Raw genomic sequence first — 14255 nt, 5'->3', positions numbered from 1 at the left:
TCCACATGTCACGCCGTGGCTTGCGGCGGGGTCATGAACCACTCCACGAACCGATGCGCACGGCCATCCGGCGCGAAGTGCACCTCCCAGAGGTTCGAGTACTTCTCGTGGCCCGGGTAGTCGACCCATCCGGTGATGATGCCCAGATCGTCGTCCTCGATGAGCACCCGGAGGTCGTACACGGGCTCGGCGGGTTCCTCCTCCTGCCACATCTCCACGATGGCGTCGATCCCGACCACGGGCTCGGGGTCGTCGGGACGGAATCGGTACTCGGCATCCTCGGTGAACAGGGCCCGGACGTCCGCCGGCTCCTTGCTGCGCCATGCCCGCTCATAGCCGGTGAGCCAATCACTCGCGCGTGTCATGGCTCGGGTCTACCTCCTCGGCGAGGGGTGCGCCACGGCCTTGACCCCTGCACTCGGAAGGGTCGGGGATCGCGGCCCCTTTGGACTCTTGTCCCCGATCCGCATCCGTGTCACGCTCCTTCGACAGACAGCGGGTCGGCCGATGGTGGCCGGCTCCCGACCGCTGCCCATGGCGTGCGGGTGGCTGTGGGCGGCTCAGAAACGAGGAGCTCATGGCTGAACTGATCGTGATCGCATTCGACTCCGAGGCCGACGCGGAGAGCGCCTACAACAAGATCCAGGAGCTGCAGAACGACCTGGTGGTGGAGCTCGCAGGTCTCGCGCTGGTGAAGGTGGATGCCGACGGCAAGACGCGCGTGGAGTACCCGGGCCCGGCGGGCAAGATCGGATACGGGGTGGCGGGCGGCGCGCTGTTCGGCACCCTCATCGGCATCCTGTTCTTCGTCCCCGTCGTCGGCCTGGTCTTCGGCGGACTGTTCGGCGCGCTGTTCGCGGGCCTGGACAAGACGAGTCTGGATGCGGAATTCCGGAACCGGGTGCAGTCGACCGTCTCGTCCGGGAAATCGGCCGTGGTCGTCTACGCCCACAAGCTGACGGAGGACAAGTTCGCGGCCGCCCTCGCGCCCTTCCACGGCACCGTCGTGCAGACCTCCCTCTCCGAGGAGGACGAGCGGGAGCTCATCCACGACCTCGCCGGCCAGCCCTGAGACGGGCCGGTCCGTCAGGCCCGCCGCGAAGCGGGAGACCCGGCCGCCGCGCACTCATCATGCATGGATGATGGCGCGGCGGCCGGACCGCTCCGTCGGGGACCTGCTCAGTTCTGCAGGTGGATCTGCTGGCCCTTGATCAGCGGGTAGGCGGCGAGTTCCTTGCCGTCCAGGTCCTCCTTGTGCATGTCGACCCCGCTGACCTGGCTGTTCTCGTAGGTCGTGTAGTAGTAGATCCCCTTGTCGGTGTTGCAGCAGGACGAGTAGATCGTGATCTCGAACTTGCCCGGGGACACCTCGACGCATCCGCGCTGCTGCGCGACCGAGCCGAGGATCTGGAAGAACTGACTGATGGATTCGGACTCGGAGTCCCCGGAGACGGAGTTCATCTTCGTGAACGCGGCTTTGACGAACCGCGACGCGGACGACAGGTCTCCGGGAAGTCCGATCGCGCCCATGCCACGGCTGTAGACGTCGAACTCCAGCGCGTCGGAGAAGTGCTTCTCGGGCGGATTCTTCGACAGGTGCATGAAGTTGTTCAGGTTGAACGACTGGATGTCGAAGGTCGGGTTGTTCGTGAGGACCCCGATGGGGTTGTCGTACACCTTCAGCCCCTCCTTCACGCTCTCCACGGTGATGGATGCCGTCCGGTCGGAGATGATCCAGTGCAGGGGCGAGAGCGGGAAGCTCTCACTGAAGGAGATGTCGACGAGACTCATGGTCTGCAGCGCGGTCTTGACCTCATCCACGGTCTCGAACTGCCCGAGGATCCAGGGGATGAACTCGAACGGGGTGATGTTCGCCTTGTCCGGCGCCTCGGGCTTGTAGTCGGCGTTCTCCGGGAAGTTCAGCCCCGCCATGCTGAGCCCCTTCTCGTTCGTCGCGTCGTAGTACAGCGGGTAACCGTCTGCGATCGTCGCCATCCCGATGATGGCGTGGTGGGTCGGGAGCGGATCCGCCTTGCGGAACTCGAAGGGGAAGTTCCGAGGTGTCACGGTGACGGTCTCGTTGTAGGAGAACTCCAGATCGAGGTTCCGTCCGAAGTAGTGGTCCCGGGTGGTGTAGTTCGCTCCTGTGCACATGTGGCCCTCCGATGTGAGCTGGTCCGTCCCGCGTGGTCGTGCCACCCTACGTCCGGGTGGACCGGCGCGCTATGGCCAAATGACCCGCGAAGGAACGCGTCGATCGGGCGCCGCCGGGGGCTTCCGCGACCTGCTGCGCGACCCTGCGCCCCGTGCTGTGCGCAGGTCCGAGCAGGGCGCCCTCCCGTGGGACCTCCGTCCCTATCATGGCCACGCGGCCGGACCTATTCTCGTCGCCACGGGTACACCAGCGAGCACTCGTGCTCGGGCCATATCGAACGTGTCACGGCCGCCCACCCGTGGTCCTTCAAAGGAATGGGAGAAGTCCATGAACGCATCTCACGCCGACGACCTGACCCCGAAGTTCGCCCGCACGGGCGAGGGTACGGTCCTCGCCCGCCACACCATTCCGCAGCAGGAATCCCTGCCCGACACGGCCAAGCAGATCGTCGATGACGAGACGATGCTCGACGGCAACTCCCGGCTCAACCTCGCCACCTTCGTCGGCACGTGGATGGATGACGAAGCGAAGCAGGTGTACGAGGCATCCTTCGACAAGAACATGATCGACAAGGACGAGTACCCCCAGACCGCCGCCATCGAGGACAACTGCTGGCACATGCTGGCGAATCTGTGGAACGCGCCGGACGCCGCACAGAGCATCGGTACCTCCACGATCGGCTCGTCGGAGGCCTGCATGCTCGGCGGACTCGCCTTCAAACGGCGCTGGCAGCAAGCCCGTCGCGCCGCGGGCAAGGACACCTCGAAACCGAACCTCGTGATGTCGTCCGCGGTGCAGGTGTGCTGGGAGAAGTTCTGCAACTACTTCGACGTCGAGCCACGTCTCGTCCCCATCAGCCTCGAGCACAAGACGCTCGACGGGTACGACCTGGAGAAGTACGTCGACGAGAACACGATCGGGGTCGTCGCGATCATGGGCGTCACCTACACCGGCATGTACGAACCGGTGGCCGAGATCGCCAAGGCGCTGGACGAGATCCAGGCGAAGACCGGGCTCGACATCCCCATCCACGTCGACGGGGCCTCCGGCGCCATGATCGCCCCGTTCCTGCAGCCCGATCTGGTGTGGGACTTCCGCCTGGAGCGGGTGCACTCCATCAGCACCTCGGGCCACAAGTACGGCCTGGTCTACCCGGGCCTGGGGTGGGTAGTCTGGCGCAACACGCAGTGGCTGCCCGAGGACCTCGTTTTCCAGGTGAGCTATCTGGGCGGGCAGATGCCGACGTTCGCGCTGAACTTCTCCCGCCCCGGCGCGCAGGTGCTCCTGCAGTACTACATGTTCCTGCGCCTCGGATTCGAGGGCTACCGCGCCGTGCAGCAGGCCTCGCAGGACGTCGCGAAGTACCTCGCCGAGGGCATCGCCAAAATCGGTGCCTTCGAGCTCTGGAACGACGGCAGTGACATCCCCGTCTTCGCGTGGTACCTGAAAGACGGGCACACCAAGAACTGGAACCTCTACCACCTGCAGGACCGGCTGCGCATGAAGGGCTGGCTCGTGCCGGCCTATCCGATGCCGGACGACCTGACCGACCTCACGGTGCAGCGCATCGTGGTCCGGAACGGGCTGAGCATGGACCTCGCCGCCGAACTGCTCGAGAGCATCGAGACAGAGACCGCGTATCTCGACGCCCTCGAGTCGCCCATGCCCGTCGAGGGCCAGCACCCCGCGTTCCACCACTGAGGCAACGACATGTCGACGACATCGAAGCAGACCTCGGATGCCGCGGCCCAGGCCGCGTCGAATCATCCGCTCACATCCAGCAAGCTGGTCACGAGCTACCTCGGGGTCGGCCAGCTCGCCCTGCTGACGCTGGTCGTGGTCGCCAGCCTGCGTTCCCTTCCCGCAATGGCCGTGTACGGCCTCGGCAGCGTGACGCTCTACATCATCCCGGCCATCCTGTTCCTCATCCCGACGGCGCTAGTCGCCGCCGAGCTGGCCACCGGGTGGAAGGGCGGGGTGTACGTCTGGGTGAGGGAGGCGTTCGGAAACCGCTGGGGCTTCACTGCGGTCTGGCTCCAGTGGATCCAGAACGTGGTCTGGTACCCCACGCAGATCGCGTTCATCGCCGCGGCACTGGCGTTCGTGTTCGTGGACCCGTCCCTGTCGAACTCCGGGCTGTACACCGCGATCGTCATCCTGGTGCTGTACTGGGGGTCGACGCTCATCACGCTGCGCGGCGGGAATCTCTTCGCCAAGCTCGGCTCGTGGGGCGGGATCCTGGGCACGCTCCTCCCGGCGGTCCTGCTCATCGTGTTCGGCTTCATCTGGCTGGGCACGGGGCAGAAGAGCGAGGTCCCGCTCGAAGCCTCGGCGATCATCCCGCCGTTCACCGGCATCGCCTCCATCGTGCTGATCGTCTCCAACGTGCTCGCCTACGCGGGCATGGAGGTCAATGCGGTGCACGTGAACCAGATGAAGGACCCGGGTCGCGGGTATCCACGGTCGGTGCTGATGGCGTCGATACTCATCCTGCTCGTGTTCATCCTGCCGACGATCGCGATCGCTCTCGCCGTGCCGGAGAAGGAGCTCGGACTCACGAACGGCATCATGCTCGCGTTCCAGGCCTACTTCGACAAGTGGGACCTGGGCTGGGGGACCGCAGTGGTGTCGGCGCTCATCGCCGCCGGCGCACTGGCCTCCGTGATCACCTGGATCGCCGGTCCGTCCAAAGGCCTGCTCGCCGCAGCGGAGACGGGGCTCCTGCCGCCGGCGCTGCAGAAGCGGAACAAGGCGGGCGTCCAGTCGGGCATCCTCATGCTGCAGGGCACCATCGTCACGATCCTCGCGGCGATCTTCGTCATCGTGCCGAATGTGAGTGCGGCGTTCGTCGCGCTCATCGACATGGCGGCGGCGCTGTACCTCATCATGTACATGCTCATGTTCGCCGCGGCGATCGTCCTGCGCCGCAAGGAACCGAACGTGAAGCGCACCTACCGGGTGCCGGCGATGAACTTCGTGGCGGGGGTCGGTTTCCTCGGTTGTCTCACCGCATTCGTCCTCGCCTTCGTTCCGCCGGATGGCTTCACGGCATTCCCCGTGGCGGCCTACCCATGGATCGTGGGACTCGTCATCGTCTTGCTGGGGGTGCCGCCGCTCATCTTCTATGCGATCCGAAAGCCGAACTGGGACCGACGGAGCGACGCGGACAAGGCGAAGCACGGCACCCACGACGAGGACGAGGCCGAAGCGGCCGCGACGACGCGATCGAAAACGACGCGAACCGTCGAGCGGCCGGCCGGCGGACCGGCGCCCGGTTCCTCAGCGTCCACGCCGGACTCGACCGGCTGACGGGGCGTTCCCGGGCGTGTCGCTACACCGCAGAGCACCGGCGCGCGGCGAGGATGCGGCGGCGACATCGCGTCCTCGGCCTGAGGACGTCGGGGTCTCCGTCCTACGGATGGGCGGTCACGGACGCCGCGCCCGGGTGGTGCTCCGCATCCGCGTACCGCCCCACACCACGAACGCTCCGTAGGCCACGAGCGCCGAGGCGACCAGCGCCACGAACACCCCGGTCGCCGGCCGCCCCCAGATGAGGTCGTCACGCCGGGCGATCAGTGAGAGCGCGATCGCAGCGAGGCTGACCAGCTGAGCGGGGAAGATGACGCGGAACGCGGACCACCGCCGGTCCCAGAGCAGCGCCACGTTCACCACGCCGGTGAGGCTCAGCACGGCGCCGGTCACCCGGCCCGTCAGTGGAGTCAGCTGCCACGGCCAGAAGGACGCGGCGAACTCCGGCACGAGGAAGACCGTCGCACCGAACCCGAAGGCGGCCGCGCCGATGACGGCGAGCCCCACGGCCACGATGCCCGGCACCACGACGTCACCCGGTTCCGGCTCACGGCGAGCGAAGCGTCGCTGCACCAGGGCGACGACGGCCACCGCGACGGGCGTGGTGACGTAGAGCACCATCCACACGGCGAAGGAGAGGTTCGCCGAGAAACGGTCGAGGTGCAGCAGGGTCGCCACCAGCAGCGCCGTGGCGAACACGATGACCGCCGGGAAGCCGTGCTGCACGCGATGCCACCGGCGTTCCCGCGCGACCGCGCCGAAGAACCAGATGCCGCCCACGTAGGCCGATGCGAGGAAGTAGGCGGAGAGCGGCGGGTCGATCGGCCAGGCGAACAGCTCACCGGTGCGCTCCGGGAACACGTACAGCAGGAACGCGGCGACGAGCAGGAACGGCAGGATGACGAGCGCGAGGATGCGGGTCGCCACCAGGACCCGGTCGTCGCGGCTGCCCCCGGCATCACCCGTGGACGGCATCGAGCACCTCCCGTGGGGCCATGGTCGCGCCGCGTGCGAGCGCGTCGTCGAGCAGCGCGCCCCGCCCATCCGTCCGCATCGCCTCGAGCAGCGGGGTGTACGGCGCGAAGTTCGCCGTGTTCACGAGGCCCGTCCGGCGCCGGACGGCCCCGGCGGATCCGAGGAGCAGTCCTGCACACTCGGCATCGCCCCGCGCCGCCGCGACGCCGCCCAGCCCCTCCAACCCGTAGGCGACCCCCTCGTCATGCTCGAGCATGAGCGATCCGTCCAGGCCCGCCCCGAAATCGGCCTCCGCGCCGGCGAGGTCCCCGCCGGCGAACCGCACCCAGCCCCGATGGTGCCGCGCGATCGCGATACCCAGGAGCTCGTGCTCCTGCTCGGCGAGTTCGAGGCTCCGAGCGAATCTCGACGTCGCGTCCTCGAGCGCGCCACGCATCATGTCCACGCGGCCGAGCACGACGAGAGCCATCGCCTCACCCCACCTGTCACCGCCGTCCCGGAAGCCCGCGACCGCGTCACCCACGGTGCGTTCGGCCGCCGAGACGTCCGGTCCTTCCGGCCTCGCCAGGAATGCCAGGCCGATCGAGATCCGGGCGAGCGCCGCGGATGCCGCATCCCCCGTCTGCGCGAAGAGGTCCGCGCTGCGGGTGAGTCCCGGGACGACGTCGCGCTCCGGGTCCTGCCAGAACCCCACCGCGGAGGTGTAGTAGAGCCCGACCGCCTCGCTCCGCGGATCGATGGGGACTCCCTCCCGCTCGGCGGACGCCAGCATCTCGGTCATCCACGCCTGCATCAGCCCCAGCATCCCGCTCATCCAGACGAACAGGTACATCGACCAGGCGAGCTCCGCCGCCTCCCGGATCCGCCGTGCATCGATGAGGAAACGCAGGACCTGCGTGACGTTCTCGGTCTCCGCGTTGAGCCGCCGCAACCACTCGACCTGCCCGTCACCGCTGAGGCGCCCCGCCGCGTTCGCCATCACCCCCCGGTAGTACGTCACCCAGCGCTCGGTCGGCCCCTCCTCCCCTGGCGCAGGTCCACCCTCCAGGTCGAGCGCGAACTCCCGCACCAGCGAGAGCAGTGTGAACAACCGCACACCGCCGCGCTCCCGCTGCTGCAGCAGGCTCGCATCGGCGAGCGCATCGAGCGCGCTCGGATCGGTCCCGGGGACACCCGCCAGCACGAATTCGGCGGCCTCGCGGGTGAACGGACCGGTGAACACGGCGAGGGCGGCGAGCGCGATGCGTGCTCGTTCGTCGAGCAGATCGACGCTCCATCCGATCGTGCTGCGGATCGTGCGCTGACGAGGCGGGAGGTCGCGCGCCCCGTCCGTCAGCAAGGACCACGCGGAATCGAGGCGGGTGAGGACCTCGGCGGGAGCGAGCGAACGCACCCGGGCGGCAGCCAGCTCGATCGCGAGCGGCAGTCCGTCCAGCCGTCGGCAGATCCGCGCGATGGTCCGTGCGTCGGCGTCGGTGAGACGGAAACCGGGATGCGCCGCAGCCGCCCGTTCGCTGAAGAGCTGAACCGCCGGAGAGTCCGCCGTTTCCGCGTCGTCAGCCGGCACGTCGAGCGGACCGACCTCGAAGACGTGCTCGGCGCGGACGCGCAGGGGTGATCGGCTCGTCACGAGCACGGTGAGCGCCGGGAGGGCGTTCAGCAGCCGGACGAGGTCGGTGCTCGCGTCCAGCAGTTGCTCCATGTTGTCGAGCACCAGCAGCAGTCGCCGGCTCTGCAGGGCGTTCACCAGGGCGGCCTCCACGGAGGCGTGCGCGATGTCGCGCAGACCCAGCGCCCGGGCGATCCCGGGAAGCACGGCGTCCGCAGAGGTCTCGGTCTCCAGCAGGACGAACGCGACGTCGACGCCCTCCCCGGCGACCGCCGAGGCCACGTCGATCGCGAGGCGGGATTTGCCGATGCCTCCGGGGCCGACGAGCGTCACCAGCCGCACATCGGGACGCCCCAGCATCCCGAGGATCTCCTCCCGTTCCCGGCTCCGGCCGACGATGGAGGTGTACGCGGAGGGGATCGGCGCCCTCCGTACGGAACGGTCGGGGCCGTCGCCGGCCCGGGTGGCGTCGAAGCGCTCGGCGAGCAGGGTCACCAGGTCGTTCGCGATGAGCTCCCCCAGCTCCTCCGCGTCGCGGAAGGACTTGTAGGAGACCCGATCGTCGGCGCGGATGCGGTCGAGGAGTTCGGAGAGACGGGCCTCTCGCCCGGGGGCCGGCGACTTGATGTAGATGAGCGAGGGGATGCCGGCGGAGAGGCGGTACTCGTCCTCCAGCCCGGAGATCTCCTCTCCGGGACCGATCCACCCGTAGCTCTGCCAATAGATCCCCAGGAAGACGTCGCTCTGTTCGAGGTAGGAGCGGTAGAGCGAGCGCGGCGGATGCGGCCGCGAGCCCAGCTCGAACATCACCGGTGCGAGGCGCAGCGACTCGACGGCCGTCCGCGCGGCCGCGCGCTCGGGTTGCAGCTCGGCGAGCGTGGAGCTGATGAACACGCGAAGCCGCTGGTCGGGTGTCCGGATGGAGCGCGGTTCCGTGCGGAAGTCGTGGGCCGTCGGCCTATCCATTCGCCCAGTCTGACCCCATCTTCCCCGGGCGGCCAGGAATTATCCGAACCGGGGAGACTCCCCCCTACCTAGCGCGTCGGTACGTAGCGCATCGCCACCGCACCGGTCGCGAAATCCTTCCGGCCGACGAACGTCAGATCGAGCGGCTCCGACAATCCGTCGAAGAGCCGCGGACCGTGCCCGGCGACCCGCGGCTGCACGATGAACTCGTACTCGTCGATCAGGCCCATCTCCGCCAGGGCCGTGGGAAGCGTCACGCCGCCGACGTACAGCCCCGCGCCCGGCTGCTCCTTGAGCCGGCGCACCGCCGCACCCAGGTCGCCGCGCAGCAGCTCCGCATTCCAGTCCACCTCGTGCAGGGTGCTCGAGACGACGTACTTCTTCGCCGCGTCGATCGTGCGCGCGAAGGGACGGGTCCACTCCGGCATCGCGTCGGAGGCGGGCGGGCGCCAGGCGTCGGCCATCATCTGGTACGTCACTCTGCCGAACAGCAGTGCATCGGCACCGGCCAGGGTCTCGGCCGCATGCCGGTGCCCTTCGGCGGTCGCGATGCCCTCACGGTGATCGACGCAGCCGTCCAGCGTGACGTTGATCGAGTAACGGAGCGGGCGCATCGCCGATCACCCGACCAGGATCCGAAGGTGCGCCGGCAGGCGATCCTCGAAGTCCGCCCTCGTCGTCTCGTAGGTGAATCTGCCCATGTCCGCCCTTCGCCGGGCGCGATTCCACGTCTTTTCTCCCCGGCCACCGTGTGGCCGCACACCGCCGGCTCGTCCGCGCTCGTACACATCACCCTGCCGCAGCTCGTCGCCGGTGTCGACCGTCACCGCGACGCACGGATCTCTGCCACCACCACCGCGTGCCCGTCAACCCCCCGATCACGACGACGAGGTCGACGTCGAAGACCTGCCCTGACCTGACATCCGGGTCCTCGCCGCGACACCCCGCGGCGAGGACCCGGGAGTCAGCGCTGCAGGTCCGCGATGCTCCGTGCCCGCGGCTTCGGACGGGGACGTGCCGGCGGAAGCGGATGCGGGTTCGCCCGCTTCGCCCCCACGACACCGGTGAGCTCGCCGAGGCGCTCGACGCGCATCGTGACGACGTCGCCCTCCACCAGCGGAGGCGGCGTCAGCTCGCCACCGGCCAGACCCCACAGCTCGCCCAGGCACCCGCCGTTACCGACGGTCCCTGAGCCCAGCACGTCGGCGGGGAGCACACGGGACGCCCGCGACGCGTAGGAAATCAGCTCGGGGAAGGTCCAGCCCATGTTGGACAGGAGGTCGTGGCCGATGAGCACGCCGTTGACGAAGACCTCGGCGCGCAGCGCGAGGAAGCCATCCGAATCCACCCGGTCCGCGACCTCGTCCGCGGTCACGATCCACGGGCCCAGCGACGTCGCGAAATCCTTGCCCTTGGCCGGTCCGAGCCGCACCATCATCTCGGCGGCCTGCAGGTCGCGTGCCGACCAGTCGTTCATGATCACGTAGCCGAAGATGTGCTCGGCCGCCGTCGCGACGTCCAGGTCCTCACCCGGCTCCCCGCCGAGCACCACCGCCACCTCCAGCTCGTAGTCGAGCCGCTCGGTGGCCGGGGGGCGGATCGTCTCGCCCGTCCCGTGGATGGCGTGCGGATTGGTGAAGTAGAAGGTGGGCGAGCGGTACCAGGCTTCGGGGACGTGGCTGACGCCGTCCGCATCCGAGCTCATCCCCTCCACGTGCTCCTCGAAGACCGCGAAGTCCCGCACCGAGGCGGGCACCAGCGGTGCGAGCAGCGTGACCTCGGCGAGCGGCACTCCCGCCCCCTCCGGAATCCGGGCGCCGAGCTCCTGTGCCGCCGGGAGTCCGGCGCGGAGCACCTCCGCGACCGTCCGTCCGTCCGGGAAGGCGACCACCCGGTCGCCCACGACGAACCCCTCTTCGACCACGTCCTCGCGTGTCCAGCGTGCGATCCTCATGTCCTGTCTCCTTCTGCGTCTCAGACGGCCTGAGCCAGTCGCTGGGACAGCTCGCCGATCAGCTGCGGCATGTCGGCCGAGTGGTCCTCGCCGTCGCGCTGCCACTCCGCGAGCTGGACGGATGCGTCGACGACCGCGGTCGCCCGCGCCACCCTCCGGCGGTGGAACTCGTCCCACAGGTCCTGGTCGATCTCCTCGCGCTCGGTCAGGAGCTCCGTGAGCACGAGCGCGTCCTCGAGCGCCTGCGCGGCACCCTGCGCGATGGTGGGCGGGCAGGAGTGGGCGGCATCGCCGATCAGGACCACGCGGCCGCGGTTCCAGGGCGCCGGCAGCACGTGACGGGTGAACCAGGTGTAGTTCACCGCCGCATCCCCTCGTTCGAGGTCCGCGCGGATCGTGTCCCAGGGGCCGCCGTACGCCCGGGACTGCTCGATCATGAGCTTCGCGGCATCGGCTGCGGGCATGTCGAAGTGCTTCTCCGCGTCGAACACGAGGAAGGCGTACATCGAGTCCTCGCCGGTCGGGGTGTACCCCGCGATGTAGGCGGGACCGCCGTAGTAGAGCTCGGTCGTCTCCACCTCGGGCGGGCGTGAGACGAAGGCGCGCCAGATCCCCATCCCGGTCGGCTGCGGACCGTTCTCGAGACCGAGACCCGTGCGGACGGCCGAGTGCAGTCCGTCCGCTCCGATCACCAGGTCGTACTCACCGACCTCGCCGTCGGCAGAGAGCACCGCGACGCGGTCGCCCCGTTCCTGCGTCCCTGTCGCGCGGATGCCGAATCGGACGGTCGCTCCGGCCGCCTCGGCATGCGTGAAGAGGATGCGCGCGAGAGCCGGGCGCGGCATCCCCATCGCCGACGGGAGCCCGGAGGCGTCCAGCGCCCCCTCGGCGCGTCGGGCGATGACGGGCGCCGTCGGGCCGGGCGCGCGCATGACCATGCCGTCGAAGGCGTAGCCCGCGGCCGCAGCGTCCTCCCAGACGCCCAGGGCCGCGAACGCCTTGAGTGCGTTGCTCTGCAGCGAGATCCCGGAGCCCAGCGCGGTGAGCTGGGGCTGGGATTCGATCACGTCGACGGCGACACCGGCTCGGGCGAGCCGGATGGCCGAAGCCAATCCGGACACTCCCGCGCCGATCACGGCGACACTTCGGACAGCTGGCACGTCGAACCTCCTTGTTCGTGGTGCCTGGGGGCGCGACGCGCGCCCCCAGGTGCTACAGGACGGCGATCGGGTTGATCGGTGACCCGACCGCCCCGGTGATGGGCAACGGGGGTGCGGACAAGAGGAACTCGTAGCGTCCGCGGTCGGCGCACACGCGTCCGATCTCCTCAAGATCCCACATCTCCCCCACCGTCAGGCCCATGTTCGGGATGACGATCTGGTGGAGCGGCTGGAACGACTCGTCGAACTCGTTCGGACGAACCTCGAAGCCCCACGTGTCGGTCGCGATCGCCGCGATCTCGCTGCGGTGCAGCCACCCGGCGGTCGTGATCGACAAGCCAGGGGCGGCGCCACCGGCGTACTCCCCCCAGCCGTTGCGCCGTGCCCGCGCGAGCTGGCCGGTGCGGACCAGGAGGATGTCGCCGCGTCGCACCGCCGAGGTGGCTCCCTGAGCCGCGATGCACGCGTCCAGGTCGGCGGCCGTGATGGCGTAGCCGTCCTCGAGCTCGCCGGTGTCCGGACGCAGGTGACGACCCATGTCCAGCAGCACGCCGCGCGACACGATCACCGCGGCCGCGTGCTCGATGCCGGTGACCCCGTCACCCTGAGTGGTGACGACGTCTCCGGCGCGACGCCCGTTGTAGGCCAGGCCCCGGTCGAAGATGTGCCCGAGTCCGTCCCACTGGGTGGAGCACTGCAGCGGCATCATGATGACGTCGTCCGCCCCGCCGATGCCGTGCGGATTGAAATCCGGGTTCCGTTCGTGGTCGAGGCCCGTGCCGGTCATGGTGTGCACCGGGTTGTTGCGCTTCTTCCAGCCGCGCTGCGGTCCGTCCTCGTCGAACGACTGCGCGAGCGAGACGGTCCGTCCCTCGACCACGAGCCGGGCGGCCGCCGCCCGCGTGGGTTCGTCGATGAAGTTGAGCGTGCCGAGCACGTCGTCCTCACCCCAGCGTCCCCAGTTGCGGTAGGCCTCCGCGCGGACGACGACCTCGCCGAGCGCGTCCGTGCGGTCGAGCTCGGCGGGGTCTTCGGAGAGCGAGCTCACACTCGGCCCTTCAGCAGGTCGGCCTTGATCTCGTCCGGAACGCCCTCCTCGGTGGCCGTCGGACCGTCCGCGGGCGGGAAGGAGTCGCTCAGCGAGAGGGGGAAACCGCTGTTGCGGTAGATGTCGTAGGAGCCCTGCGAGGTCTTCCAGGTCTGCGGCTCCCAGTCCGGCACGTAGTTGCGGTAACCGCCGGTGTTCAGCTCGATGCGCATCGTGGACGGATCGCGGTAGTAGAGGAACGACTGCTCGCCGATGCCGTGGATGGTGGGGCCGTACTCGATCATGGTGCCGTTCTCCATGAGGAGGTCGGCGGCGATGAGCATCTCCTCCCGGGTGTCGTACCAGAAGGCGAAGTGGTTGACGCGCCCGGCGCGGCTGGAGCCGTCGAGCACGACGCCGAGGTCGTGGGACTTCTCGTTCGTGGTGAGCACCGAGAACACCGAGATCGGCGCCTCCTCCAGCACGGTGCGGGCCATGATGCGGAAGCCGAACACATCGCGGTACCAGGTCGCGAAGGCGTCGACGTCGCTCGCGCAGATCGTGACGTGGTCGAGCTGGCGGGGAGCGCCGGCCAGACGCGAACGGCGCTGCGGACGGTCCGGGAAGGTCGAGGCGAGGTCGCCCTCGGTGTAGCGGTGGTGCGCGACATCCCAGTGCAGCACCATCGTGTGACCCCACGGTCCGACGAAACGGTACGCGCGACCGATGTCGCGGCCTTCGAACCATTCCCCGACCGAGCCCGCGGCTTCGATCCGCTCGACGGCGGCTTCGAGCGCCTCGGCGCTGGTCGTGCGCCACGCCATGGAGTGGAGGGCGGGCTCGTCGCCGGCGGTGATGACGAGGCTGTAGCTGTAGTAGTCACCCCAGCAGCGAAGGTAGACGCCGTCGTCGTCGCGTCCGACCTCGGTCAGACCGACCTGGTTGACGTAGAAGTCGACGGACGCCTCGACATCGGGCGTCGTCAGCGCCACGTAAGAGAGGTGCGAGAGCAGTGTGATCATCCTTGATCCTTTCGTCGGCGCGGAAAGGCGCTGACTTCATCTTTCGGCCCGTGGAATTATTCGACAAGCGAAGAATCA

The 14255-nt window shown here is 68.7% G+C and carries 12 protein-coding genes; 3 read left to right on the top strand and 9 right to left on the bottom strand.

What is annotated here, in order from left to right:
- Positions 1-8 precede the first annotated feature (8 nt).
- Positions 9-365, bottom strand: coding sequence for a nuclear transport factor 2 family protein (locus tag F6J84_RS01115; RefSeq protein WP_150970698.1), 357 nt, complete (start codon positions 363-365; stop codon positions 9-11).
- 212 nt (positions 366-577) lie between these two features.
- On the opposite strand from F6J84_RS01115, the gene F6J84_RS01110 reads away from it, so the two are divergent.
- Positions 578-1072 (top strand): DUF1269 domain-containing protein, encoded by a 495-nt coding sequence (locus tag F6J84_RS01110; RefSeq protein ID WP_150970696.1) that lies wholly within the window; start codon positions 578-580, stop codon positions 1070-1072.
- Positions 1073-1179: 107 nt separating this feature from the next.
- Here the strand turns inward: F6J84_RS01110 and bsh are convergent, their stop codons facing one another.
- Positions 1180-2154 (bottom strand): choloylglycine hydrolase, encoded by a 975-nt coding sequence (gene bsh / locus F6J84_RS01105; protein ID WP_150970694.1) that lies wholly within the window; start codon positions 2152-2154, stop codon positions 1180-1182.
- Positions 2155-2482: 328 nt separating this feature from the next.
- Between bsh and gad the strand changes: the two genes are divergently transcribed.
- Both gad and gadC read left to right on the top strand, forming a co-directional pair.
- The gene (gene gad / locus F6J84_RS01100) at positions 2483-3856 is read left to right on the top strand and encodes a glutamate decarboxylase (protein WP_150970692.1); all 1374 of its coding nucleotides are present in this window, start codon (positions 2483-2485) and stop codon (positions 3854-3856) included.
- A 9-nt stretch (positions 3857-3865) separates the two neighbouring features.
- Positions 3866-5464: a glutamate/gamma-aminobutyrate antiporter GadC gene (gene gadC / locus F6J84_RS01095; RefSeq protein WP_150970690.1), complete on the top strand. Its 1599-nt coding sequence runs from the start codon at positions 3866-3868 to the stop codon at positions 5462-5464.
- Between the two features lie 117 nt (positions 5465-5581).
- Here the strand turns inward: gadC and F6J84_RS01090 are convergent, their stop codons facing one another.
- From F6J84_RS01090 to F6J84_RS15625, 7 genes are all read right to left on the bottom strand, one after another.
- Positions 5582-6439, bottom strand: a complete 858-nt coding sequence (locus tag F6J84_RS01090; RefSeq protein ID WP_150970689.1) for a hypothetical protein — start codon at positions 6437-6439, stop codon at positions 5582-5584.
- Positions 6423-9014, bottom strand: coding sequence for a DUF4062 domain-containing protein (locus F6J84_RS01085; protein ID WP_150970687.1), 2592 nt, complete (start codon positions 9012-9014; stop codon positions 6423-6425). The genes F6J84_RS01090 and F6J84_RS01085 overlap by 17 nt, the downstream gene beginning before the upstream one ends.
- A 68-nt stretch (positions 9015-9082) precedes the next feature.
- Entirely contained in the window at positions 9083-9628 is a 546-nt protein-coding gene (locus tag F6J84_RS01080; protein WP_150970685.1) for a dihydrofolate reductase family protein, read from the bottom strand.
- Positions 9629-9978: 350 nt separating this feature from the next.
- Complete coding sequence (locus F6J84_RS01075) at positions 9979-10968, bottom strand: fumarylacetoacetate hydrolase family protein (protein ID WP_150970683.1); 990 nt, start codon at positions 10966-10968, stop codon at positions 9979-9981.
- Between the two features lie 20 nt (positions 10969-10988).
- Positions 10989-12128 carry an FAD-dependent monooxygenase gene (locus F6J84_RS01070; protein ID WP_150970681.1) on the bottom strand — a complete coding sequence of 380 codons (1140 nt, stop codon included), beginning with the start codon at positions 12126-12128 and terminating at the stop codon, positions 10989-10991.
- Between the two features lie 52 nt (positions 12129-12180).
- Positions 12181-13176 (bottom strand): cyclase family protein, encoded by a 996-nt coding sequence (locus F6J84_RS15630; protein WP_150970679.1) that lies wholly within the window; start codon positions 13174-13176, stop codon positions 12181-12183.
- Positions 13173-14177, bottom strand: coding sequence for a VOC family protein (locus F6J84_RS15625; protein WP_150970677.1), 1005 nt, complete (start codon positions 14175-14177; stop codon positions 13173-13175). Before F6J84_RS15625 ends, F6J84_RS15630 begins: the two co-directional genes overlap by 4 nt.
- Positions 14178-14255: the final 78 nt, after the last annotated feature.

The organism is Microbacterium caowuchunii, from assembly GCF_008727755.1.
Classification (GTDB): domain Bacteria; phylum Actinomycetota; class Actinomycetes; order Actinomycetales; family Microbacteriaceae; genus Microbacterium; species Microbacterium caowuchunii.
This window is presented reverse-complemented; position numbering and strand designations above follow the sequence as displayed.

Excerpts from the sequence above, each read along its gene's own strand:
- gadC (WP_150970690.1), top strand. The coding sequence starts at position 3,866 with ATGTCGACGACATCGAAGCAGACCTCGGATGCCGCGGCCCAGGCCGCG.
- F6J84_RS01110 (WP_150970696.1), top strand. The coding sequence starts at position 578 with ATGGCTGAACTGATCGTGATCGCATTCGACTCCGAGGCCGACGCGGAG.
- F6J84_RS01075 (WP_150970683.1), bottom strand. The coding sequence starts at position 10,968 with ATGAGGATCGCACGCTGGACACGCGAGGACGTGGTCGAAGAGGGGTTC.
- F6J84_RS01080 (WP_150970685.1), bottom strand. The coding sequence starts at position 9,628 with ATGCGCCCGCTCCGTTACTCGATCAACGTCACGCTGGACGGCTGCGTC.
- F6J84_RS01085 (WP_150970687.1), bottom strand. The coding sequence starts at position 9,014 with ATGGATAGGCCGACGGCCCACGACTTCCGCACGGAACCGCGCTCCATC.
- F6J84_RS01090 (WP_150970689.1), bottom strand. The coding sequence starts at position 6,439 with ATGCCGTCCACGGGTGATGCCGGGGGCAGCCGCGACGACCGGGTCCTG.
- F6J84_RS15625 (WP_150970677.1), bottom strand. The coding sequence starts at position 14,177 with ATGATCACACTGCTCTCGCACCTCTCTTACGTGGCGCTGACGACGCCC.
- bsh (WP_150970694.1), bottom strand. The coding sequence starts at position 2,154 with ATGTGCACAGGAGCGAACTACACCACCCGGGACCACTACTTCGGACGG.
- F6J84_RS01115 (WP_150970698.1), bottom strand. The coding sequence starts at position 365 with ATGACACGCGCGAGTGATTGGCTCACCGGCTATGAGCGGGCATGGCGC.
- gad (WP_150970692.1), top strand. The coding sequence starts at position 2,483 with ATGAACGCATCTCACGCCGACGACCTGACCCCGAAGTTCGCCCGCACG.